We start from the raw sequence: 24,708 nt of genomic DNA, 5'->3' as shown, positions 1-24,708 counted from the left end.
AGGCTCCGGTGTTTTTTTATCGTAAATGAGCAGCTAAGTGTTATACCACAGCTTGAGTGCTCGCTTGGTTTATTAGGTAGCCCAAGTAACCTAAGTAGCACAGTAGTAATACTGAACCTTCGCGGCGGCCAATACGAAATCCTGTCCAAGCGAAAGGTAAAATCATGATGGCAAATGCCAACATCACGATGAAATCAAAGGGTTGGAAGCCAAGTGATGATACCGGCTGTACTATTGCAGTAATACCTAAAATACCCAAAATATTGAATATGTTAGAACCGACAACGTTACCTATGGCTATGTCACTCTGACCTTTCAGTGCCGCTAGAACAGAAGTTACTAACTCTGGCATACTGGTACCAATCGCCACGATCGTTAAGCCGATAATGACTTCACTGATACCGAAGGTCTTGGCTAAATCTACTGCGCCGTTGACAAACAAAATACCGCCACCGACTAACATACCAATACCGACTAAGATAAATAGGGCTGAAAGTAGCGGATTATTTGGACCCGCTTCAATCTCTTCCTCTTCATTACCATTTTTCGAGCTGATGTAACTAAAGGCTAAATAACCGAACAGTAGTGACAGCAATATCACACCGTCAATTAGGCTGAGCTCGCCATCTAACAAGAGTGCCCAGAACAACATGGAAGCCAATATCATCAAAGGGATATCACGCTTTACGACTTGAGATTGCACTTGAATAGGGCGGATAAGTGCCGTGATGGCTAAAATCAAACCTATGTTAGCAATGTTAGAGCCAATAACGTTACCTAAGGCGATACCGCTGTTTCCTGCTAGAGCAGATTTTACACTCACAGCCAGTTCTGGTGCGCTAGTACCAAAGGCTACAATAGTTAAGCCTATGATAAGTGGCGTAATACCTAAACGTAGAGCGATAGAACTCGCGCCACGAACTAGGGCTTCAGCGCCTAAGGTTAAAATAATAAAACCGCCAATAATCGATAGTGTAATTAGCATCGTTAGACTCTGTTAAACCTAATATTGAATGGAAAAGTACAAGGGAATTGCCCCTTGGCCGACTGGCGCACATGATACGTGGTTTTATCGGATTTTGACAGAATATGTCATAAAAAAGCACACCCTAGGCGTGCTTAGTTTTAGCTGATGACCATACTCGCCAACTGATTGTTTGGCCTAGTTATTTTTGAGTTAATTCATCTTCCCAGCGGACTTGGGCGCCACGAATGCCGTCAACTCGTTCGCTAAAGGCTTTTTCAAGCACATGGCGTTTGATTTTGAGGGTAGGTGTGAGCGCATCATTTTCAATCGTCCAAGGATCACTGACCACGACAATCGCATCGACATGTTCGTGTGACTCTAAGTGCGGATTAACGCTATCGAGTGTCGCTTTGAGTGAGGAGCGGACTTCTTCGCGGGCTTGTAGATTTGCCCCTTCGGATAACTGCACTAGTGCGACGGGATGTGGCAGACCAGAGCCAATCACGCAGATCAGTTCAACATGGGGATCCTGCGCCAATTTACGTTCGATAGGCACGGGCGCTACATATTTGCCCTTGGCGGTTTTAAAGTTGTCTTTCACTCGGCCAGTAATAGTGACACAACCATCGGCATCAATTGAGCAGAGATCGCCTGTGTGGAAGAAACCATCAGCATCGAATGCCGCTGCAGTAGCTTCAGGCTGCAGATAATAAGCTGTCATTAATCCTGGACTCTTGAGCAGTAGCTCACCATCCTCGCCTTGGCGGATCTGGCAATCCTCAACTGGGCGGCCAACAGTACCAATTTTACGCGCATCAAAAGGATAGTTGATGATCGAATAGGCACAGTTTTCTGTCATACCCCAAGCTTCGCAGATATTAAGACCAATACTGTGATACCAGTGGATCAGTGATGGCGGAATAGGCGCCGAGCCAGAGCCGAGTAGACGACAATGGTTTAAACCTAAACCCTTATGGATTTTGTATTTCACAAAGCTGCTAAGCAGTGGGATTTTCAGCAATAGATTAAGTTTACTGACCCCAATTTTGTCGATAATGTTTTTCTGAAACAGGCTCCATAACCGTGGTACCGAGAAGAATACCGTTGGTTTTGCCCGTTGAACATCGACAACGAAGGAGTCGAGACTTTCAACGAAAGCCACCACACTACCTGAGTAGAAGGATGATCCTTCAATCGCAACGCGCTCAGTGATGTGGGCTAAGGGTAAATAGGATAAAAGTCTATCGTCGCCATCGGTGCGCAGGTCACGGACTACCGCTTGGCAAGTCCAGCCATAGCTCGCGAAGGTTTGAATCGCGCCCTTAGGTTGGCCAGTTGAGCCAGAGGTATAGATGAGTGTCATCACTTGATCTGGAGTAGGCAGCGGGGCATTAACTAAGGGGTAGCCTAGCTTAAGTAATTGTTCCCATTGATATTGTGCTGGCATCGTATCATAGGGCATGGCAAGGCGAAGTAGCTCGCCGCCGACACCAGCCTCTTGGTCTGCCCAATGGTCAAGCTTGCCGAGAAAAATGGCTTTTGCGCCACTGTGTTGCAGCACATAGCGAATAGTATCTGTGTTGGCGGTAGGGTAAATAGGTACGCTGACATAGCCGCCGTGCATCAACGCGAGGTCGGTGATAAACCATTCGGCACAGTTTTTAGAGAGAACGGCAATTTTATCACCACGCTCTAAGCCTAAGTGATGTAAGGCTCCGGCAAGTTGTTGAACTTTTTCTTGAACTTCAGCCCAAGTAAAATCAAGGAATTGACCCTTGATCGGTTGGCGTAAATAGACTTGGTCCCCCTGAGTATTAGCCCAGTGCGCCAGCATTTCAATTGGCGTCTTAATCGCTGTATCCATTGGCAATTCCCTGTTATTTATTGTTCTTTTGGCTGTACCCAGTATGGCGAGTTTTGTGAGCTCGCGCAAATAGTTTACAAGATTGTAAAATATGAGAATGGAGCGCAAAGCCTACAAGTTGAGTGTTATACCAATCGTATTAAATATCTGTTCATTCAGCGGGAGTTCAACGCGCTTTAGACAAGGCGAAGGCTTGAAGGCATAGTGGTGCTCTGTCGAAAGCCTTAAACGCAGTATAAAGCGCGTTGCCATGTAGTGAACATCAGCCGCCCTTCGGGAGCCACACAGGCATCCCACTCCGGTGTTGCATTGACTTAAAAGGGAATAACCATTTCTGCGTCAATGCGCCTTGGATTGAAATGCCTGTGAGGCTCTGAACTGATTAGATATTTAATGTGATTGGTATGAAAGCAAGATGAAGAGAGTGGCGAGCGGAGTGTTGGATTGTGTTGGCAACAAAAAGGCGCCGTAGCGCCTTTTCGTTTATAGAAGGTGAAATGCTAGCGCTTACAGCTCCATCACACCGTCCATTTCAACTTGAGAATCCTTCGGCAATTGCTTCACGCCGATAGCAGCACGGGCTGGGTATGGCTGGCTGAAGTAACGGCTCATGATTTCATTTACTTTAGCGAAGTGGCTTAAATCAATCAGGAAGATGTTGAGCTTAACGATATCGTTGATTGAACCACCCGCAGCAGTACAAACCGCCGTTAGGTTTTCAAATACTTGCACGACTTGTGCTTCAAAATCATCGCTGACAATTTGCATTGTGCTTGGCACGAGCGGGATCTGGCCAGATAAATACACTGTGCTGCCGATTTTAACCGCTTGTGAATACGTGCCTATGGCCGCTGGGGCGTTTTCGGTCGCTATGATGATTTTTTCTGCCATGACGCTCTCTCTAGTGTTGAGTTAATTAACGATTACGGGATGTGCGCAGTACTTCGGGTAGTACCCTAATTCGGCGCATCACGTTGGCTAAATGGATCCTGTCTTTCACCGAAATCCGCAGGTTGATCAAATACACGCGACCATCGCGTTCTTCAGTGCTGAGGTTGTGAATGTTTGAACCTTCGGCGGCAATGATCGAGGTGATCTTCGCCAGTGCACCTTGGTGGTTAACAATTTCCACCCGCAGATTGGCTTGGTAATCAACGCCTTCAACATTATCCCATTGTACGGGAATATATTTGTCTGGCTCGCCTTGATAACCACGAATATTGGCGCAGTTTTCCATGTGTACCACTAAGCCCTTACCTTGGCTCACGTGGGCTATCACGGCATCACCTGGGATGGGGCGGCAACAGTTAGCAAAGGTAACGAGCATGCCTTCGGCGCCACGAATTGGCATCATGTGGCCGTCGCGACTCTCTTGATTCTCAAGATTATCGCCAATCAAACGCTGGGCGATAACAATACTCATGGCATTGCCAAGGCCGATGTCGGCGAGCAGCGAATCGAGCGTGGTATGTTTAGTATCGCGGATCACTTTTTCAATCTGCTCAGGCGCAATGCTATCGAGTTTAGTTTTGCCTAGCGCATGGTTGAGCAGGCGGCGACCGAGTGCAATCGCATCATCACCTTTAAGGCTTTTCAGCACTTGGCGGATTTTAGCGCGAGCCTTGCCAGTCACCACAAAGTTTAACCAAGCGGCATTCGGACGCGCGCCTTTGGCGGTAATGATTTCAACGGTTTGGCCTGAAATTAACGGTTGGCTAAGCGGATACGCTTGGCGGTTAACGCGGGCTCCGACGCAAGTATTACCCACGTCCGTATGCACTTCGTAGGCAAAGTCTACCGCGGTTGCATTCACGGGCAATTCCAGAATGCGACCTTCAGGGGTGAACACATAAATCTCTTCAGGGAAGAGTTCAGTCTTCACGTTTTCAACGAATTCGAATGAGGTGCTGGCGCTTTGTTGTAATTCCAACAAGCTTTGCATCCACTTACGGGCACGCACTTGAGTCGTCGTGCCTTGGCCTGTTTGCGCCCCGCCTTTGTAGGCCCAGTGTGCAGCTACCCCTTTGTCGGCCATCTGATCCATATCTTCGGTACGAATTTGGATCTCAACGGGCACGCCATGTGGACCAAATAAAGAGGTATGGAGTGACTGATAACCGTTGGCTTTAGGGATAGCGATATAATCTTTGAAACGACCGGGACGAGGCTTATAAAGTCCATGCATGGCACCGAGTACGCGATAACAAGTGTCGATGGAATCGACTATCACCCTAAAGGCGTAGATATCCATCACTTCTTGGAATTGCAGTTCTTTACTCTGCATCTTGTTATAGATGGAGTAGAGGTTTTTCTCGCGACCTTTGACTTTCCCTGGAATACCCGCATCGTTTAAGCGCGTATACACAGCGGCTTCAATGCCTTGGATCAATTCTTTGCGATTCCCACGGGCGGCTTTAACGACTTCTTTAAGCACCCGATATCGCATGGGATAATAAGCTTGGAAACCTAAGTCTTCTAACTCGGTCTTGATGTTATGGATACCGAGACGGTTAGCGATGGGCGCGTAGATTTCTAAGGTTTCGCGGGCGATACGGCGACGTTTGTCGGGACGCAGTGCGCCTAAAGTACGCATGTTGTGGGTTCTATCGGCAAGCTTGATGAGGATAACGCGGATATCCTGCGTCATCGCCATCATCATTTTACGGAAGTTTTCAGCCTGGGCTTCTTTCTTGTCGCGAAATTTAAGCTTATCGAGTTTTGACACGCCTTCGACGAGTTCGGCCACCGCGACACCGAATAGTTCGGCTAAATCGTCTTTGGTGACATGGGTATCTTCGATAGTGTCGTGGAGCAGTGCTGCCATCAGCGTCTCATGATCAAGACGCATGTCAGCAAGGATGCGGGCAACCGCAACCGGATGAGTAATATAAGGTTCGCCACTCGTGCGCATTTGCCCTTCGTGGGCATCGCGCGCAATCTGGTACGCCTGCTTGAGCAATTCTACCTGTTCAGGTTCTAAGTAACCGGAAGCAGACTCCTTTAGACCTTCAAACAGATACAAGTGGCAGCTCTCCTTTTACCTAAATAGGTTTTTACTCAAAAACTATAATGAACGACCTTCAGCAATGGCTGCAACCGCTGCAATTTCAGCTGCTTCACGTTCACGCACCGTTTGACGCTCATCGGCATCTAAGGTGTGAGCATTAACTAAACCTAGTTCGATTTCACGCAGGGCGATAACCGTGGGTTTGTCGTTCATCTCTTCAACCATAGGGTCTTTACCCTGCACGGCGATTTGGCGAGCACGACGCGCCGCAACCAAGATCATATCAAAACGGTTGCCGATTTGTTCTACGGCGTCTTCTACAGTTACGCGAGCCATGTGTTGAAACTCCAGTTTATCTAGGGAAAAAATGACGCAAAATTGTACACTATGACAGCTATCCTGCCAACAGATCGTGAAGCATATCATTTTGCGCGTGGATCTGACTAGCACCTGTTAAGCGCTGACTGCGAATGATGGCACGCAAATCGGCTAAGGCAGTGTCAAAATCGTCGTTGACGATAATAAAATCATATTCTTTATAGTGGGACATTTCCGATACGGCTTGTGCCATACGGCTGGCGATAACATCGCTACTGTCTTGTCCGCGACCAGTGAGGCGGCGCTCTAGCTCGGCTTTAGAGGGTGGTAGAATAAACACACCAACGGCCTCTGGCATCACGGCTTTAACTTGTTCGGCACCTTGCCAGTCGATATCGAGGAAAACATCGATACCTTGGGTGAGCGTATGCTCGATCACATGGCGCGAGGTACCATAGTAATTGCCGAACACTTCTGCCCATTCAAAAAAGGCATTTTCAGCAATTAAGGCTTTGAATTGCTCAACATTAACGAAGTGATAGTGTTGACCATCAACTTCGCCTGGGCGTGGTGCGCGGGTGGTATGAGATACCGAAACCTGCATGTCGGCTGGCTTGTCTTTAAGCAAGGCTGAAATCAACGAGGATTTACCTGCGCCACTTGGCGCCGACACAATAAATAAATTTCCGCGTGCGGTCATGAGCTAAATATCCAATGGGTTAACGCAAGAAGGGCCCAGAAAGCCGAGTATTATACCGATTTTGACCATAGAAATACTAGGGCTTGTTGGCTGGCAATTTAAGCCTATTTTAGATTTACTTCGATATTATGTGCATTTTTATCCGACTTGGGTCGTAGGCACTGACAATTGCGGGTAAATTGGTTACGCTCGTGCGAATAAGGCAATGAGTGTCTTTTTGTATCTCGTTTTTATAACAATAAAGGAAGGGTCGTGCTGTTAAAATCTCTTTTCTGCCTTCACGGGCGTGATTCTCGTCCCCGTTTTGTCGCAATCAGTGTTGGCGTTTACGTCTGTATTGCATTTGCAGCCGCTGCTTTTGGGGCTAATTTTCTGATGTATTTGCTGGCATTGTTGGGTCTACCTTTATTAGGGCTCACCAGTTTGCGTCGTTTGGCCGATGCCGATAAGTCAAAAGGCTTGATTGGCGTATTTCTATTGCCGTTAATAATTTTCATCGGCCTGCTAGCGGCCGGTGTGCATATTGCCTTAATTGGATTGAGTTTAGTGTTAGCCGCGGGACTGACATTTTGGGGCTGGCGCTTTCCTGCACCAACGATAGTGGATTATCGCTACGGTTATTTCGGTCCTGAGCTGGATGCACCAACATCACAGGCAATGCCTAGGCGCCGTGTGGAACCGACTATCGTTCCTAAAACCATAGATCCTAAAATAGTAGATCCTAACACTATAGACCCTAAAGCCATGGCATCTAAAACTGCCATAGATCCTAACATCATTGACCCTAAACCTATTGTTGCTCAAGACGTTGCCGTAAGACAATCGGCAAAATCTACCTCTCATATTCAAGCACAACCTCAAGCTGAAAGGCGTGAGCCGCATGTTGAGCAGCTTCATGCCCAAACCATTAGCGCTGAGACTGTGTCTGAGCCAGAGGTCGATTTGTCTACCCATGTTGAATCTGTTTTAACATCGCCGAGGGTTGAGCCGAGTGTTAGCGCGGCGGAGGCAGAGCGAGAGGCGTTGCGTCAAGATGAGCTGCGCTTTGATGCGTTAACTCGAATGACGCAGAATCCTGCCGATTTTGTGATACCAGGCAGCCATGCAGATTTCCGTCCCGCTAATACTAGCCGCGTTGAACAGACCCACATTGAGTTGGTCGATGTCGATGTGGACAATGTTAATTTGAAACATGTCGACTTTACTGCGGCGCAATTAGATCCTGCCGAGCGTAGTGCTGAACCCGGTTGGCGTTTTACCGCCGAAGAAGATGACGAGCCTGACAGCTTTAACGATAGAGATCATGCCGAAGAAGTGCGTCAGCGCCGCGCCGAAGCAAAAGATTCTGGTTCGATGACTGAGCTATTTCGCGGTTTATTTGAGTTTTTGGCGCCACTAAAGCGTTTCTTGGTGTTGCCTAAGATTAAACTGCCGAAAGTGGAACGCCGTTATTGGCGCCCAGCAGGAATTGGCTGTGGTGTGGTGCTATTGATTGCCTTGGTGTGGGGACTTTGGCCAAATGGTGATGCAGAGACGGGTGATGGTGCAGAAGTTGTCACAGTTAACGCGATTGCGCCCTATGCGGGTGAGCGGGTGACGCTCGCGTTACCGGACGGTTTTTCTGTGGCGCTGGAGGATGACATCTTGATCATGCGTTGGCTCGGTGAGAAAGGTAAAGCACAAAACCTGTGGTCCTTAGCGACGGCAAAGGGAGATAAAACTTGCAGCGTCTTATCCTTTAACAATGGCACTGACTATCGCCCTGTGACTGTGGATCTGAAAGCGGATTCCGCTTCAGAGGCGCGATTCTCACCACTCGATACTCAGGCCATCATTATTGATCTCGCTCGTCGAGGTAATATTAGCCTGTGTGGTTATAAGTTCAGTCTTAAGGGCAGCCAAGCGATATTGGAACAAAATCGCACCTTTGGCGATTATATTGCTCGTTAAAAAAGTCTGCAGCTAAGTCGATAAAAATTCTGCTTAAATGCTAGTCACAATTAGAGGGGTAGATTACACTTTTGCTCCTCTTTTTCTCAAACCGTACTTTAGGTTGTTTAGGTCGCTGCGGTTTGGGGGAACACCTTTAAATTTGAACTGAATATATCAATCCAGCATGAATACAGAATTGACCTTAGTCATTATGGCTGCGGGGCTAGGTAGTCGCTTCGGCGGCGATAAGCAATTGGCGGCACTCGGCCCCGCGGGTGAACCCATGTTGGTGCTATCAATCATGTCGGCCATTCGCAGTGGTTTTCAGCGTGCTGTGCTGGTGATCCGCCCAGAGTTAGAAAGTGAATTAACTGAGATCCTGACACGATTTTTGCCAGTCGATTTTGAATATCATTTTTGCTATCAAGTCTTAACGGATTTACCCGAAGCGGCGCAGTTGGCGGATCTTAGCCATAGGCTTAAACCTTGGGGTACGGCCCATGCACTCTGGAGTGCGCGCTATCTCGTTAAAGGGCCAATGGCCGTTATCAATGCAGATGATTTTTATGGTGATAGCGCTTTTGCTTCCTTAGCCAAAGGCTTAAGCACGAGGCCAACCGAGTGGATGATGGTGGCCTATCCCATAGAACTCACATTGTCGGAACACGGTGGCGTTAATCGTGGTTTGTGTCAGGTTGAAAATGGTCAGCTTAAATCGGTCGCCGAATGGCTCAATATCGCCGAGCAAGCTGGCCACTTAATGGGTGATGGCCCGCAGGGTCATGCTAATTTGCCGGCGCAGTCCTTGGTCTCTATGACATGCTGGGGCTTCTCCCCAAACATATTTGATGTTATTAAACGTGAATTAACCGAATTTATCGGGCAACAGGGTCAACAACCTAAGTCTGAATGCTATTTACCCGCCATAGTACAAGCGGGAATTGAGCAAGGTTTGCCTGTGTATGTCGATGTTGCCTGTGAGCCATGGCTTGGTGTGACTTATCCGCAGGACACTGTCTGGGTAAAACAAAAATTAACGGAGTTATTGAGTGATTAAACTCATCAGGCAGTCAGTGTTGCCTCATTTTGGTATTGAATCTGCCGAGGCGAAAATTTCTGCCCTCGGTAATGGCCACATCAATGACACCCTTTTAGTGCGTTGGCCTGCGGGCGAATTGGTATTGCAGCGAATTAACACTGAGGTATTTAAAACACCCAACGCTTTGGTCTGCAATGCCGATAAAATTAGCCATCATTTATGCACTAAGTCATTGCAGCAACAATACGGCCTTAAAGTCGTTAGCCCATGTTTAACCCAAGAGGGTGAGCTGGCTATCGATTTAGGCGAGCAAGGATTTTGGCGCGCGATCAGTTACTTGCCTCATAGTCTCAGCATTGAAGTGGTTAAGTCGGAACAAGAAGCGGAAATGGCGGCTAAGGCCTTTGGGCATTTTGCCTCAGCCTTGAGTGATTTTGATGCGACAGAGCTTGAAGATGTGATCCCCCAGTTTCACCATTTACCGGGACGCATGGCCTTACTAAAGCAGGCCGCTGAACTCGATAGTCAACATCGCTTAGCGCTCTGCCGTCATTGGGTCGATTACGCGTTATCTCAGCAGGCTTTGCTGGATGAACTTGCAGAAATATCGCCAAAGCTGCCGCTACGAATTTGTCATAACGACACTAAAATCAATAACATGCTTTTTGATAAACGCGACATGTCCAGCATGGCGATTATCGATTTAGATACCTGTATGAAAGGTCATCTTATGTATGACTTCGGCGACATGGTCCGCACTTTCTGCTCGCCAGAGGAAGAAGACTCTACGACCTTGGATAAAGTCCAAGTGCGCCAAGACATCTTCGCCGCGATTTGCCGTGGCTACTTGAGCGAGTTGGGTGACGTTTTAACGGAAGACGAAAAGCGCAGTCTGTGGCTCGGTGCTCGGGTGATTTGTTTGATGATAGGTGTTCGTTTTTTAACGGATTATCTTAACGGTGATGTGTATTTCCATATCCACCGCGAAGGCCATAATTTAGACCGCGCCGCGAACCAGTTTACCTTGTACCAAAGCTTGCTCGACCAAGAGACTGTGCTTAAAGCTAATTTCTAATTCAGCGCTTGGATATCTGTGTATTGGTATCTGTGTACTGATCCAATGCATTGTTAAAGCGTGTAGTCGAAAAACTTACGGCTTTGTGGGCCTGCGCTATTGGTGTTGACCTTGTTGGGGTGTTTATATTCGCCCCAACTTGCCACGTTGCGGCCCACGTTAAGTTTAGGGAAACTCAGTGGCTCGCTTAAACCTAATGCGACATCGCTATTCTCCGCGTTTGCTTCCATTCCCAAAAATTGCAGTAACTGACTTAAGCTTCCTGCATGGCTAACATCGATTGAAATAAAGTCTTCCCGCCCATTAAAGTAAGCGAACACTTCTTGCTGATGCTTTTGATAACAAGCAATTAAGTGCTCACTGCTGGCAGGTTCCGCCACTTTATCTATGGCGAAAGTATGCCTAAAACTGCGCTTTAATATTGGATGGAAGCGGCCCGTTTTTTCATCCAAATGGGGCGCCATTTTACCAAGTAACATCTGCATTGACGGCAACCAAGTATTGATATCGCGGTCGAGATAGACAAACACAGCCTCGGGAAATAATAAATCCAACTGCTTATAATCGCTGAAACAAGGCGTGTCAGACACGGCGTCGGCCAGCATAAATGCCTGTTTAGTAAAGGCCATGTGCGCCACTTTTAGCCCTTGCTCCAATAGCGCCACACTCACACTCGTGGTGCCCGTGCGTGGCAAACCTATGATAAAGACCTTCTGCTTTTTCACCTTTACCTGTTCGTCACTGAGCGCATTCGATTGGACTGGATGCATTGCATCTGGCGTCGCAATCGGTGAATGACCAATATGCTGCGCATTGCCGATACGCTGTGCATTAGCAGTACATTGTACGTGAGTAGAGGTTGGTGAATTGTTGGCGTTATCAGGCATAGGTTAGGCTCAGAATGTGTGTCAGCGGTGCGGTAAAGCCGTAAGTTTTAACCTCGGCGTTTCACATTGGCGTATCAAATCAGCGGCGGCATTATATCTCAGCGCGAAGGCTTTGTCGGTAGTATACCCAAACAACCTGAAGATGCAGGATTCAGCGGGAGTTTAACGCACTTTAGGCAAGGCGGTTATTTGCAGACCTAGCGGGCTAAGTTAAAAATAATCAACACCGCATAAAGTGCGTTAAAACCCGCCGGGACGGAGCGCCTAGGGTACTCCACTTCCGTGTTGCATCAATTCAAAAGGTGGCCGACATTCTGTCATTGATGCGCCTTGAATTGAACCCCCCTAGACGCTCTGAAACTCGTATATTCAGGTAGCTTGGGTATATACATAAAAGTCACGAACAACGGCAATACACCACAGTAAAGGCGCCACAGTATTGTATGGCCGCTGTACGATAAAAATGGCTGACTGCAAGGCTTAGAAACGAGCTCCCAGATTACCAACAAGGCTCATTTCCCTGCATGGCATAGCCATGTTGGTATTGATGAGGCGATTATTAGTGCTATTCGACTCATAAAGTGAGTCGAATAGGTTTGTGAATCGCCTCATTATGTGAGTAGAATAGGCTTGTTATTCGACTCATGGGGTAGATATGTGGATTTGGCAGCAAGCTGATTGGCCTAAGTTTCATTGGAACACCAGCAGCATTGATGCCTTGCTGCGTCAGGTCTATTTCAATCAGGGCCAGTTGCTTGGCAAGCAAATGCTAAGTCACGACGATAGCTTATTAACTTCAGACGCTGCACTCGACACTTTACTCGCTAACATTATCCATTCCAGTGCCATCGAAGGTGAAAAGCTCAATGCTGCTTCGGTGCGCTCATCCTTAGCTAAAAAACTCGGCGTGACTGAAGATAAACCGTATCCGACAACAGCGCAAACCGATGGTTTGGCTGACATTATGCTCGATGCCTTAAAAAATTTAGATACAGAGTTAACCCTTGAGCGGATATTAGGTTGGCATAAACAGTTATTTCCCCAGGGTTATACGCTGTTTAACCCTGTTATTGGCGGAGCGCTGCGTGGCGATACACCTATGCAGGTTGTCTCTGGCCGCATTGATAAACCAACAGTACATTTTGAGGCACCCTCTAGAGCGGCATTGAATGCTGAACTCTCGCAGTTTATCGAATGGTTTAATGCATCACGGCAAGCGCAGGTTTTAGATCCGCTTATCCGCGCGGCGATAACTCACCTTTGGTTTGTGACGCTGCATCCGCTTGATGATGGTAATGGGCGCATCACGCGCTTATTGACTGATTTAGCTCTGGCGCAAGCGGAGAAACGCTCGATTCATTTTTACGCTATGTCGGTCAGTATTCTTGCCCGTCGCCAAGCCTACTATGACATTTTAGAGTCCACTCAAAGGGGCGATGTAGATATTACTCCTTGGTTAGTCTGGTTTTTTGAAACCCTCAATGACTGCTTACTCAATGCGATGGCAGATGTTAGCAGAACGCTGTCGAAAACTCAGTATTGGCAAAGTGTCGACCAATCTTTATTGAGTCAGGAGCAAGCCAAAGTACTCAATCGGATGTTAGACGGCGATTTTGAACTAGGGATTAATAGTAGCCAGTACCAAAAAGTCGCGAAGGTGAGCCGCGCCACCGCCACCCGTCATCTTGCGCAAATGGTTGAACAGCGCTTTTTAGTAAAAGCCGACGCCGGTGGCCGAAGTACAAGGTACTTATTGCCGAGTGGGAAATAGCGGCAAGTTTACCTTGGTGTTGGATGCTCAATTATCAATAGCCTAAAGCGCTTTTGAAAGTGTTGCTGCTGAGTCAGTCATAGGTAATATGTTCCACTAAAGCCAAGCAGTATTAACTCCCTATCGAAAAAGACAAAACCATTCTACAAATCGCAATTTGAATCAAATTGTTATGTGATATATTCGCTACAACTTTGATTGTTAGTCTTGGGGCATATCTGGCTATGGAACAGGTCGGGATTTACGAAAAGCTTATTACTCAACTCGTTGAGCAGCGCTTAGATAAGGACATATTTTTTGTTGGAGAAAGGAAGCTAGAGGTTGCTGAAGCAAGTATTTGGCTCTCACGTTTTCTGACTAAAGTAATTGAATATGTGATTAATTCTGTTCCAGCAGATGAAAACCAAGTTATCAATCAAATCAGTTTGGCTAATCGGTTAGTGATGTGGCTAAAGGAGCACATCAACGATGATGACTTTATCGATGAAAATCTCATCGATAGCCAAGGTCGGATACTCACGGCTCTTTTTAACAAACAAAATCCGATAGCGACTGATTTACCTAAATATACGGCCGCCATATTTCCATTAACGGGGCTCACTCAGAGTGAGCTTTTTTGCGGTAGTAATGCGGGATTATCACTTGAAAGTGAGCTTAAACGTGAGATCCGATCATCAGATAAAATCTATTGGCTGGTGTCATTTATCAAGTGGGCGGGGATTCGCATCTTCAAAAATGAACTTGAGGAATTTACACGCAGTGGTAAAGAGTTACGCATCATCACTACATCTTATATGGGCGCGACTGATGCTAAAGCCGTCGAGTTTCTAGCCAGTTTACCCAATACCCAAGTTAAATTAAGTTACAACACTAAGCGTGAAAGGCTGCATGCAAAGTCCTATTTATTTCTACGAAATACGGGTTTTCATACCGGTTATATCGGTTCTTCAAATTTATCGCATTCTGCATTGACCAGCGGGCTTGAGTGGAACCTTAAGATCACCACCCAAGAAATTCCCCACATCATTGAGAAATCACTCAGTACCTTTGAAACTTACTGGGAATCGAACGAATTTGAGCTTTTTAGCGGTGATGCGAACAGTAAAGAAAAGTTAAACAATGCGCTCAAAGAAGCGAAAGGCAGTGGCACTGAATCGAGCTCATTTCATTTTGACATTAAGCCGTTTGCGCATCAGCGAGAAATCCTCGAACAGCTTGCAGTAGAGCGAAGCGTTCATGGCCGTTTTAAAAATCTCATCGTCGCAGCAACAGGCACGGGTAAGACTATTATTTCCGCGTTCGATTTCGCGCGGTTTTATAAACTGCATCCAGATGCCAATTTTCTATTTGTTGCCCACAGGCAAGAAATTTTACAGCAAGCCCTCAGTGCTTATCGCGGTGTGTTAAAGAATAATCAATTTGGCGAGCTATGGGTGGCAGAGCATAAACCAAATAGTTACAAACACTTATTTGCCTCTATCCAAAGCTTGAATCTGCAACTTGATAACCTGCCATTAGCGGCTGATTTTTATGATTATATTGTTATTGATGAAGTCCATCATGTTGCTGCGAGCAGTTACCGTGGGCTCTTAGCTCATTTTGAACCTAAGGTTTTATTGGGGCTTACCGCTACACCAGAGCGTCATGATGGTGTTGATATTTTGGCTGACTTCTGCGGTGTCATTGCCGCAGAAATACGTCTACCAGAAGCTATTAATCAACGGCATTTATGTCTATTTCAATATTTTGCGATCGATGATGAGACTGATCTTCGCAAGTTAAATTGGCGCCGTGGTCGTTATGACGTCGCTGAGCTGAGCAATTTATACACTCACAATGAACAACGCGTGACGCGCATTATTCGCAGCCTAGCTGAAACTGTAACTGATATTGGCAATATTAAGGCGTTAGCCTTTTGTGTAACCAAGGAACACGCCGAATACATGGCGAAGAAGTTCAATTTGGCTGGGATCAGCGCCGATGTGCTGACCAGTCATAATAGCTCTGAAAGGCAACAAAAACGGCAGAGCTTGGTCAGTGGCAAATTATCCATTTTGTGTGTGGTGGATATTTTTAACGAAGGTGTCGACATTCCAGAAGTGGACACCTTGTTGTTTTTACGGCCAACGGAAAGCTTGACCATATTCCTGCAGCAACTTGGCCGTGGCTTGCGTCTCACCGATGATAAGCAGTGCTGCACAATATTAGATTTTGTCGGAAATTCACGTGATGAATATGATTTCTCGCAAAAATTTAGAGCATTAGTCGGTAAAACGAATCAGTCGATAAAAGATGAAATTCTCAATGACTTTCCGCATCTACCGCTAGGGTGTCGAATTGAGCTTGAGGAAAAAGCGCAGTCAATGATTTTGCGTAATATTAGCCGCGCAACGCTCAATGCCAATCGATTAACCAGTCTAATAGCAAGCTTTAAACATCAGACTAACTTGCCGCTCACGCTAAGCAATTTTTTACGCCTTAACCCGCAAGTGACCTTGGAAGATGTTTATCGAATAAAGATTAATGGCCAATGTGGATGGACTTTATTAGTCGAGGCTGTTCAGGGTAATCAAATTGCTGAACCTACTGCGCAGTCCGATTTAGCCAAAGCCTATTATCGCGCGATTAACTTTCATTTACTCAGTTGTACTTCACTATCCTATTTAATCTTTATCAAACAGTTATGCCAAAATAATTTTGTATTTGACGGGCTAGATCCTATTCAACATCAGTTTGCTTTGATGTGCCACTACAACTTTTGGGATAAATCAGGTACGGCTTTAAACGTTAAAAGTTTAGCAGCTAGCTTGCTGATGCTACGCAACAAGCCATTACAGGAAGAGTTATTGGCTGTATTGGCGATACTGATCAACCGGATACACCATCAAGAAATGGATTTGGAATTACTCCAACCCACAGCGTTGAAAGTGCACTCTCGTTATACCCGTGAGCAAATTTTAGCGGCGATAGGAGCAAGCACATTTACAGCTAAATCGCCTTCTAGGGAGGGTGTGCTTGCGATTAATGAGCAAAACCTTGAGTGTTTATTTGTCACGTTAAACAAATCGGAGAAGCAGTTTTCACCGACAACCATGTATCACGACTATGCCATTAGCGAACATCTATTCCACTGGCAATCGCAAAATAGCGCACGGCCAGAACGAGGTAGGGGTTTAAGTTATATTGAGCAACAAAAGCTGGGGAAAACCGTGCTGTTGTTTGTTCGAGAGCAATCAAAAGATGAAAATGGCCGCACTATGGGATTTGTTAATTTTGGAAAAGTACATTATGTCAGTCATAACGGTTCACAACCCATGAATGTCACATGGCGATTAGAACAGCCAATCCCTGATGTAATGTGGCATGACGCGGCTAAACTGGCAGTGGGCTAAGTACTACTTCCCCAGTCTTTCTGCTAACAACTCCATCAAAAACTCAATCAATACACTCACCTTGGTCGGCAAATACTTTCGCTGCGGGTAAACAGCATAAATGCCATGTTCGGGGAGTGGATGGTCTGCGAGCAAGGCTTGTAGGCGGCCGACTTGTAAGTCGGCGTCGACCATGAAGCGGGGCAGGTTGGCGATGCCTACACCATCTAGTGTGGCTTGGTGGATTGCATCACTATTGTTGACTTGATAGTTACCGTTCGGCTGAATGCGAGTGGAGCCTTGCAGGCTTAAGAAGGTCCATTCAACACCATCACGAAAATATGAGTAGAACAAACAGTTATGTTGGCTGAGTTGCTGCGGCGTTTGTGGTGCGCTGTGGCGAGCAATATATTCGGGAGAAGCGCAAATGACACTTAAACAAGGGGCGATTTTACGAGCAATCAGGCTTGAATCTGGCAGTTCGCCGATGCGAATCGCCAGATCGAATCCGCCAGCAATTAAATCGGTTGTCTTATCATCCATCTGCATTTGCAGCTGTATTTTCGGGTAACGACGCAGAAACTCGGGGATTAAAGGGGCGATATGCAAGCGGCCAAATACCATAGGGATAGCGATGCGCAAATTGCCCTGAGGCGCTTGTTGTAGCTCGGAAATGGCGTCCAATCCGTCTGCTGCGAGTTTAACTGCAGGGCGAACGTAGTCGAAGTAGCGGGCGCCCGCCTCGGTAAGACTCAAGCTGCGAGTGGTACGGTGCAGGAGTTGAATACCCAGACTTTGTTCTAATAGGGTAATGCGTTTACTCACCGCCGATTTACTCAGTCCAAGCTTTTGACCTGCCAATGAAAAGCTACCGCATTCCACTACAGTGACAAAGATAGGTAGTGCCGAAAAGTGCTCCATGGTGTCCTTAGATTATCGCGTTCCCCTGCCATTATTGTTGATGATACCTCAACAGTCAGTTTTTATTATCGTGGTTATCATTGCCCTTGATGCAAGGTAGACTAATGCACTTGCTGATTGCGGGTGTCGACTGTGAAGCCTAGTTATTTTCGGGCTCATCGCTCATGTTTATCGCTTATCTTGATTACTGCTAGGCAGCTAGCCACAGCATTGCCGCAATCGCCGATGTACCATTCTCGATGCCACTGAATGGCATGGGGATGGGTCTTAGCTATTTTGTCAGAAAGAGAGTTCCTATGTCCTTGCCTTACCAATGGATTTTGTTCGATGCCGATGAAACCCTATTTTATTTCGATGCTTTAAAAGGGCTTAAGTTGATGTTTAGTGAGTTTGGGGTCGATTTTACCCAAGCCGATTTTGACGAGTATCAGTTAGTTAACAAACCACTTTGGGTTGATTATCAAGATGGCAAGATAACTGCCGCCGAGTTGCAAGCCATACGTTTCGAACCTTGGGCAGCCAAATTATCTATCACGGCCATGACGCTCAATAGTGCATTTTTATCAGCAATGGCCGAAATTTGTTCGCCGCTACCTGGTGCTCGCGAGTTATTAGCCGCGCTGCAAGGTAAAGCTAAACTAGGCATCATCACCAACGGTTTCACTGAACTACAAACCGTGCGATTAGAGCGTACAGGCTTGCAGCATCATTTTGATATTTTAGTGATTTCAGAAAAAGTCGGCATAGCTAAACCCGATGTAGGTATCTTCGATCACGCCTTCGAACTCATGGGCCATCCTGAGCGCGATGCTGTGCTCATGGTCGGCGATAACCCGCATTCAGATATCCAAGGCGGCATCAATGCCGGTATTCATACTTGTTGGTATAACGTCCACGGCCACGATGTGCCCGCCGGTATCGTCCCGCACTATCAAGTGAGCTCGCACCAAGAGCTGCAAAAAATCCTGTTACCGTAAACAATTGTTCACTGAGCCTCGCTCAGCACTTCGCACTCGATATTAGTGAATCAGAGTGAGTGCTTTAACTGATATTCTCTCAGTGTCATAAAATACAAAAAGCCCTTACATTAAGGGCTTTTGGGTATCTAAAACGCGTTAACTATCATTACTCAACGTTTTGGATCTGCTCGCGCATTTGCTCTATGAGCACTTTAAGTTCAACTGCGGCTGAAGTGATTTCAGTGCTGATGGATTTAGAGGCGAGTGTGTTCGATTCGCGGTTAAATTCCTGCATCATAAAATCTAAACGGCGACCTTCGCTGCCGCCTTTTTTGAGGATACGACGAGCTTCGGCTACGTGGGCTTCGAGGCGATCCATTTCTTCGGCGACATCTTGTTTCTGAGCCAGAAGCACCATTTCTTGCTCGATGCGGGCAGGGTCGAGTTCACCTTTGATTTCGGCTAGGCGATTGGTTAACTTTTCGCGCTGATATTCCATCACTTTTGGCATGTGCTCGCGTACGATGGCGATTTGCTCGCTCACACCCTCTAAGCGGCTTAACAGCATGTCTTTGATGGCTTCGCCTTCACGGCCGCGGGCTTCGATAAATTGATCTATGGCTGAATCGAAGGCTGCCATGAGATCGGCGCCGATGGCATCCATATCTTGTTCACCGCTCGCTAGCACGCCCGGCCAGCGTAGGATGTCGGTAAGATTGACATCGCCTTGTCCCGCTTCTTGCTTGAGCCAAGTGGCGGCGCCCAATAGCTGTTTGGCCAGCGCTTGATTCAACTGCAGCTCGTTATTGCTGTTGTCTGCCAGTTCGTAGCGCAGATTGACTTCAACTTTGCCGCGGCTTAAGCGTTTACGTAAGCGGTCGCGCAGTACGGGTTCGAAACTGCGGAATTGCTCGGGTAAACGTAGGTAAGTTTCGAGATAACGTTGATTGACTGAGCGAATTTCCCAGGAGGCTGTGCCCCATTGTGCTTTGTGCTCGATGCGAGCGTAGGCTGTCATGCTTTGGATCATGGGTTGTCCTAATGGTTTAATCGTCATAATGAGAGGCGATTATAGAGTCAATGGCTTTAGGATTAAAGGCATACCGCCAATAGCGACCGGGATTAGGTGTTTGTGTGATGAGTTTGCCAGAGAATCACCCTAAGCATGGCATCCTAAGGCTCAAGCCCTTATAATATGCAGCCAAAATCGGTCAATGACTCAGAATACAGGAATCTCGCATGCGTCCAAGTAACAGAACGCCAGCACAAACTCGTCCCATCACTATCACTCGCCAGTTTACGGCCCATGCCGAAGGTTCTGTGTTAGTGGAATTTGGCGAAACGAAAGTGCTTTGTACCGCCAGTTTTACTGAAGGTGTGCCACGTTTCCTTAAAGGTCAGGGTCAAGGCTGGGTGACGGCGGAATACGGCATGTTGCCACGTTCGACCCATAGCCGTATGGATCGTGAAGCCGCTCGCGGTAAGCAATCTGGCCGTACGCAAGAAATTCAACGTCTTATCGGTCGTGCCCTACGCGCCTGTGTGGATATGAAAGCCCTAGGCGAAAACACTATCGTGATCGACTGTGATGTGATCCAAGCTGACGGTGGCACACGCACTGCCTCTATCACTGGCGCCTGTGTGGCCTTAGTGGATGCGTTGAACTGGGCGCGTGGTAAAGGCATCATTAAATCTAACCCGCTGAAATTCCTTATCGCTGCTGTCAGCGTAGGTATTTACAAGGGTGAAGCGATAAGCGATTTAGAATATATCGAAGACAGCGCCGCCGAAACGGACATGAACGTCGTGATGACAGAAACGGGCAAGATCATCGAAATTCAAGGCACCGCCGAAGGCGAGCCATTCAGCCACGAAGAATTACTCGAACTGTTGGCATTGGCGAAGAACAGTATTCGTGAAATCGTCGATGTGCAGAAAGCCGCACTGAACTAATATTGTGGTGATGAAAAAGCCCCGTCATGTTATAGAGTGCGGGGCTTTTTATTAACTGCAGCTTTTTATCTGCAGCAAGATGCTAGTGTAGTGCAAGCCCTGTACCGAATAAAAATTCCCCATAATAAAAAACCAATAAAATACAAAGTCGTAAGGAGATATTGTGAAAGCCTATCAACGTGAGTTTATTGAATTTGCCCTAGAACGTCAGGTGTTGCGATTTGGCGAATTTACCCTTAAATCGGGTCGTATCAGTCCTTATTTCTTCAATGCGGGTTTGTTCAATACTGGCCGTGATTTAGCGCGTCTGGGCCGTTTTTATGCCGCTGCGTTAGTGGATTCTGGCATTGATTACGACTTGCTGTTTGGCCCTGCTTACAAAGGTATTCCGATTGCCACCACAACGGCGGTTGCCCTGTGTGAACACCACGATATCGATATCCCTTACTGCTTTAACCGCAAAGAGAAAAAAGATCACGGCGAAGGTGGCAGCTTAGTCGGAAGCGAGCTGAAAGGCCGCGTTATGTTGGTGGATGATGTGATCACCGCAGGTACTGCAATTCGTGAGTCGATGGAAATCATCGAAGCCCATAAAGCACAATTAGCCGGTGTGTTGATTGCTTTAGACAGACAAGAGAAAGGCAAGGGCGAGTTATCGGCCATCCAAGAAGTTGAGCGTGATTTTGGTTGTGGCATAGTGGCAATTATTAAACTCGCCGACCTAATCAGTTATTTGTCTGAAAAACCAGGGATGGAAGTGCAACTTGCCGCCGTGAGTCAATATCGCGAGCAATATGGCATTTAAGGCTAGTGTTTGACGGCTGGTATTGATCAAGCGGCTATCGCAGGCTTGGTGAAATCAGTTAATCAGCCAGCATTGATCTTAGCTAGGTTGAGAAGGGTTTGATTGAGTTGGTATGAAAACAAAAAACGCTGCGATTCTATAGAAGGAATCGCAGCGTTTTTTATTGAGCTGTATTGGTTGCTATTGATTTCGACACGTTTTAAATAGCGTTAAGTTTCAAGACATTTATTTAGACTGGTGCAAAAATTCGGCGCGGGTCGCAGGGTTAGATTTGAAAATACCGCCCAGCGCTGTGGTGGTGGTTGAACTGGTGGAGTCCATCACGCCACGGGATTTGACGCAATAATGCACCGCATCCATTTTAACGGCAACGTCTTTGGTTTCGAGCAAGGTTTGCAGTGCGACTAACACTTGCTGAGTCAAACGCTCTTGCACTTGTGGACGTTGGGCGAAGAAACGTACTATACGGTTAATCTTTGATAAACCAATGATTTTTTTGCGTGGTAGATAAGCTATGGTGGCAGTGCCATCGATCGTCACTAAATGGTGTTCGCAGGTGCTGGTGAGGCTAATGTCTTGCACTCGCACCATTTCATCGAAGCCCATCTTATTGTCGATCACAGTTATCTTAGGGAAGTTCGCATAATCTAAGCCGGAGAAGATTTCATCGACGTACATTTTAGCAATGCGGCGCGGCGTATCGGCAAGGCTATCGTCTGACAGATCCAATGACATTAATGTCAGGATTTCTTTCATATGATGTTCAATCTTGTCTTTACGTTCTTCACTGCTGTAAACGCTTGGGAGCATTGGGGTTTCAAGTCCACGTTCTAATAACGCGGCTTGTACTTTTACTGCTGCTTCACTTAATGCCATCTTATCCTCCACTACGTCGTAGCGGCTATAACAGAAAACCTATGCTGATCATCGTGTAGTACTAGGGCTGTTCAGCATCAGATACAAATTATTGTTATTCTCGCTAGGGCAAGAATAGGGGGAGGAGGATAGCGCGAATTGCAGACAATTCATACCGAAAAACGCGCATAGGCCATATGAAAAAGCCGATAGTCCTTATCGGATATCGGCTTTAAATCAGCCACTGCCAATCGAGTTTAGACTGGCAGTGACGGCAAGTTTGAGTCAATTCTAAAGTTTTAGATTGGTTTTTAGGAAACTGAGCATTTGTTCATAGTATTTCGCTCTATGCTCATCGTTATAAAAACCGTGGCCTTCATTGTCCATCACCAGTTTTTGGTAAGGATAATGGTGAGCTTTTAGGCCTTTTTCGAGGGATTCGAGTTGCTCAATTGGCGCTCGATCATCTTCACCACCATGCACCAATAGTATGTTTGCTTTGAGTTTATCGACGTTTTCAGAAGGAGACATTGCTTTGAGTACCGCTTTATCTTGGCCAAGCACATCCTTGAGATAGCTAGTACCAGAACGGCTGTTGGCGACATCGCCTTCATTAAACATCAATTCAAGATCATATACGCCAGCTACACCTATGGCGCATTTAAACATATCAGGCGCAAGCACTGCGCTCTGCAAGGCGCTGTAACCACCAAAACTGCCGCCAACGATACAAATGCGTTCCTTATCGGCAAAACCTTGGTCAATAACGTACTGGGTTGCGTCGATAATGTCATGCTGAATATCTGAGCCCCATTTTTGATAGCCAGCGCGTTCAAATTGATCGCCATATCCGCCTGAACCACGGAAGTTGACCTGTAGAACGGCTATGCCTTGGCTTGCTAGATATTGGTTTTGTGGGTCAAAGCCCCACCAGTCACGGATACCGTGTGGACCACCGTGTGGATTGACGACTAAGGGTAGGTTTTTAGCTTCTTTACCAAAGGGGAGCGTTAGATATCCATGGAGTTGTTTACCATCACGGCTGGTGAAACTGATGGGTTTAACATCAGCCATTTGCTCTGGGTTGAGCCATTTTTTAGCGGCGGCTAGATATTCAAGTTTTAGTGTTTTCGTATCAAATATGTAGTAATCGCCAGGGTTTCGATCGTTAAACGCAAGTACGACGAGTTTTGCTGCATCTCGGGTTTCGCTAACAATTCGTACTTGGTGACCGGGGAGAGCACCAAGCAGATCTTTTAGCAATTTAGCGTGCGAATCCTCATTATCGACAAAGGCATAACTTGGGTAACCATTTTCAAACTCGACGGCGTAAAGTTGTTTATTGGTGCCGTTAATCCAAAAGTTGCTAGGGTCAACGTTTTCATCCTGAATGATTTCAGTTTTATCGCCCGTTTCGAGATTAATTTTGTAAACCCCTAAGGTTTCACCTTGGGATCGACCGGCGGCATAAATCGTATTTTTGTCATCGGCAAAGGAGAGTGGTTTAAAATCAGCAAGACCTAGATTTAGTTTATCGGTATTTACCCAGTTACCGTCTTTGCGGTAGAACACTTTAGTAATGTTTTTATTGTCTTCACCTGCAACGAAGCGAACCTCTCCATCATGGTCTGTCATAAAACGGGCTCTGCCGATAGGTGAGCCTGTGATGCGTTTACGTGTGCCATTGAACAAGTCTACGCGATAGACATCTTGTGATAGTTCAAAGTCAAGATTGATCCTATCATTCCATGGAATAGCATTAACTAACATGTAGCGTTCATCATCTGGCAGAGGATCGAGGATAAACGCGCTCGCCCGCATAGGGGTATTTTTCTTGATATTTGAACCTGTTTGTTGCTCGCCACTCTCGAAGCCGAATAAATACGCTTTTCGTGAACCATCGGCATTTACCGCCATCAATTCACCGTAGTAGATAGGTGTGTCTTGCCAGCCTTTTAGGTATTCTTTTGCCAGTACCAGTCGCTCACTGTTGGCCCATTCATAGTCGCCGACTTGAGCATTATCGGGAAAACGTATCGCATTGAGGAGTTTTTTGGTTTGGGTATCTAAGACTAAGAGAACGTTTTTACCTTCGACACTTGTGATAGCGCTTAAATATTTACCAGTAGGTGATATTTTTACATCCGAGTACTCATCACCTTTGCTGAATAACTGTGCTTGCGATAACGCATTCGCGTTGGAGCTATTGGCTGCAAAGGTGGATATTGGAAGTATTGGTAAGCAAAGTGTCGCCAATGCGGCTAATCGGAAGAGTTTCATCTGA

General features: G+C 46.6%; 19 protein-coding genes. 8 read left to right on the top strand and 11 right to left on the bottom strand.

Translation table 11 applies throughout. The features are described 5' to 3' along the window. Window positions 1-40: 40 nt before the first annotated feature. From AAA952_RS20040 to gmk, 6 genes are all read right to left on the bottom strand, one after another. Window positions 41-985 carry a calcium/sodium antiporter gene (locus AAA952_RS20040; RefSeq protein WP_105251158.1) on the bottom strand — a complete coding sequence of 315 codons (945 nt, stop codon included), beginning with the start codon at window positions 983-985 and terminating at the stop codon, window positions 41-43. A gap of 181 nt (window positions 986-1,166) precedes the next feature. Beyond that, window positions 1,167-2,831, bottom strand: a complete 1,665-nt coding sequence (locus AAA952_RS20035; protein ID WP_131523995.1) for an AMP-binding protein — start codon at window positions 2,829-2,831, stop codon at window positions 1,167-1,169. Between the two features lie 507 nt (window positions 2,832-3,338). Beyond that, window positions 3,339-3,722, bottom strand: a complete 384-nt coding sequence (locus AAA952_RS20030) for a RidA family protein (RefSeq protein ID WP_263164401.1) — start codon at window positions 3,720-3,722, stop codon at window positions 3,339-3,341. A gap of 25 nt (window positions 3,723-3,747) precedes the next feature. Next, the gene (gene spoT, locus AAA952_RS20025; RefSeq protein ID WP_105251161.1) at window positions 3,748-5,853 is read right to left on the bottom strand and encodes a bifunctional GTP diphosphokinase/guanosine-3',5'-bis pyrophosphate 3'-pyrophosphohydrolase; all 2,106 of its coding nucleotides are present in this window, start codon (window positions 5,851-5,853) and stop codon (window positions 3,748-3,750) included. A gap of 42 nt (window positions 5,854-5,895) precedes the next feature. Further along, the gene (gene rpoZ / locus AAA952_RS20020; RefSeq protein ID WP_007651394.1) at window positions 5,896-6,174 is read right to left on the bottom strand and encodes a DNA-directed RNA polymerase subunit omega; all 279 of its coding nucleotides are present in this window, start codon (window positions 6,172-6,174) and stop codon (window positions 5,896-5,898) included. A 58-nt stretch (window positions 6,175-6,232) separates the two neighbouring features. After that, window positions 6,233-6,856: a guanylate kinase gene (gmk, locus tag AAA952_RS20015; protein WP_105251162.1), complete on the bottom strand. Its 624-nt coding sequence runs from the start codon at window positions 6,854-6,856 to the stop codon at window positions 6,233-6,235. 252 nt (window positions 6,857-7,108) lie between these two features. Here gmk and AAA952_RS20010 point away from each other — a divergent pair, with 252 nt between their 5' ends. The 3 genes from AAA952_RS20010 (at window position 7,109) to AAA952_RS20000 (ending at window position 10,902) form a co-directional block, all read left to right on the top strand. After that, window positions 7,109-8,806 carry a hypothetical protein gene (locus AAA952_RS20010; protein ID WP_263164402.1) on the top strand — a complete coding sequence of 566 codons (1,698 nt, stop codon included), beginning with the start codon at window positions 7,109-7,111 and terminating at the stop codon, window positions 8,804-8,806. 166 nt (window positions 8,807-8,972) lie between these two features. After that, a complete protein-coding gene (locus AAA952_RS20005) occupies window positions 8,973-9,845 on the top strand; it encodes a nucleotidyltransferase family protein (RefSeq protein ID WP_263164404.1) in 873 nt (290 codons plus the stop codon). After that, window positions 9,838-10,902, top strand: a complete 1,065-nt coding sequence (locus AAA952_RS20000) for a phosphotransferase enzyme family protein (protein ID WP_338259103.1) — start codon at window positions 9,838-9,840, stop codon at window positions 10,900-10,902. The genes AAA952_RS20005 and AAA952_RS20000 overlap by 8 nt, the downstream gene beginning before the upstream one ends. A 53-nt stretch (window positions 10,903-10,955) precedes the next feature. On the opposite strand, the gene AAA952_RS19995 is transcribed toward AAA952_RS20000, so the two are convergent. Beyond that, window positions 10,956-11,789: a sulfotransferase gene (locus tag AAA952_RS19995; RefSeq protein ID WP_338259100.1), complete on the bottom strand. Its 834-nt coding sequence runs from the start codon at window positions 11,787-11,789 to the stop codon at window positions 10,956-10,958. Between the two features lie 655 nt (window positions 11,790-12,444). On the opposite strand from AAA952_RS19995, the gene AAA952_RS19990 reads away from it, so the two are divergent. Next, entirely contained in the window at window positions 12,445-13,560 is a 1,116-nt protein-coding gene (locus AAA952_RS19990) for a Fic family protein (protein WP_338259098.1), read from the top strand. 224 nt (window positions 13,561-13,784) lie between these two features. Then, a complete protein-coding gene (locus AAA952_RS19985) occupies window positions 13,785-16,952 on the top strand; it encodes a DUF3427 domain-containing protein (protein WP_338259095.1) in 3,168 nt (1,055 codons plus the stop codon). A gap of 3 nt (window positions 16,953-16,955) precedes the next feature. On the opposite strand, the gene AAA952_RS19980 is transcribed toward AAA952_RS19985, so the two are convergent. Continuing rightward, window positions 16,956-17,852, bottom strand: coding sequence for a LysR family transcriptional regulator (locus tag AAA952_RS19980; protein WP_338259092.1), 897 nt, complete (start codon window positions 17,850-17,852; stop codon window positions 16,956-16,958). Window positions 17,853-18,148: 296 nt separating this feature from the next. Here AAA952_RS19980 and yjjG point away from each other — a divergent pair, with 296 nt between their 5' ends. After that, window positions 18,149-18,829, top strand: coding sequence for a pyrimidine 5'-nucleotidase (gene yjjG / locus AAA952_RS19975; RefSeq protein ID WP_338259091.1), 681 nt, complete (start codon window positions 18,149-18,151; stop codon window positions 18,827-18,829). A gap of 148 nt (window positions 18,830-18,977) precedes the next feature. Here the strand turns inward: yjjG and AAA952_RS19970 are convergent, their stop codons facing one another. After that, window positions 18,978-19,841 (bottom strand): YicC/YloC family endoribonuclease, encoded by an 864-nt coding sequence (locus AAA952_RS19970; protein WP_338259088.1) that lies wholly within the window; start codon window positions 19,839-19,841, stop codon window positions 18,978-18,980. 209 nt (window positions 19,842-20,050) lie between these two features. Here AAA952_RS19970 and rph point away from each other — a divergent pair, with 209 nt between their 5' ends. Together rph and pyrE are read left to right on the top strand one after the other, a co-directional pair. After that, entirely contained in the window at window positions 20,051-20,764 is a 714-nt protein-coding gene (gene rph / locus AAA952_RS19965) for a ribonuclease PH (RefSeq protein ID WP_006079862.1), read from the top strand. A gap of 163 nt (window positions 20,765-20,927) precedes the next feature. Continuing rightward, window positions 20,928-21,569 carry an orotate phosphoribosyltransferase gene (gene pyrE, locus AAA952_RS19960; protein ID WP_006079863.1) on the top strand — a complete coding sequence of 214 codons (642 nt, stop codon included), beginning with the start codon at window positions 20,928-20,930 and terminating at the stop codon, window positions 21,567-21,569. A 225-nt stretch (window positions 21,570-21,794) separates the two neighbouring features. On the opposite strand, the gene folE is transcribed toward pyrE, so the two are convergent. Further along, on the bottom strand, window positions 21,795-22,445 hold the full coding sequence (gene folE, locus AAA952_RS19955; RefSeq protein ID WP_006079864.1) for a GTP cyclohydrolase I FolE: 651 nt from the start codon (window positions 22,443-22,445) through the stop codon (window positions 21,795-21,797). A 270-nt stretch (window positions 22,446-22,715) separates the two neighbouring features. Continuing rightward, window positions 22,716-24,704 (bottom strand): alpha/beta hydrolase family protein, encoded by a 1,989-nt coding sequence (locus AAA952_RS19950; protein ID WP_338259168.1) that lies wholly within the window; start codon window positions 24,702-24,704, stop codon window positions 22,716-22,718. Window positions 24,705-24,708 lie beyond the last annotated feature (4 nt).

Source organism: Shewanella sp. M-Br (assembly GCF_036245925.1).
Taxonomy (GTDB): Bacteria; Pseudomonadota; Gammaproteobacteria; order Enterobacterales; family Shewanellaceae; genus Shewanella; species Shewanella oncorhynchi.
Note: the sequence above shows the minus strand (reverse complement) of the source record. Positions and strands in the feature narration are given on the sequence as shown.